Below are 241 nucleotides of genomic sequence, written 5' to 3'. Positions count from 1 at the left end.
GAAAAGAAGAAGTGCTAGAAAAATATGAATACACTTATAATAAAAATAACCATATAATGAGTGAATATTTATATAATAACTACACTAGCACAACTCAGCGTGACGAAGATTCACCTAAAACAACAGTGGATGAACTGCGTGAATATGAATACGACAAACTTGGTAGACTTACAGAAACAAATATAAGAGATAATATCTCAAATTCAATAAGCAGCACTGTTTATACTTATGATAAAGTAGG

1 protein-coding gene is annotated in these 241 nt (G+C 29.9%); it reads left to right on the top strand.

The features are described 5' to 3' along the window. Positions 1-56 precede the first annotated feature (56 nt). Positions 57-241: hypothetical protein (locus tag K0040_RS22640; RefSeq protein WP_228110485.1), on the top strand; the 185-nt coding region annotated here is incomplete at its 3' end.

The organism is Terrisporobacter petrolearius (assembly GCF_020748185.1).
Classification (GTDB): Bacteria; Bacillota; Clostridia; order Peptostreptococcales; family Peptostreptococcaceae; genus Terrisporobacter; species Terrisporobacter petrolearius.
Note: the sequence above shows the minus strand (reverse complement) of the source record. Positions and strands in the feature narration are given on the sequence as shown.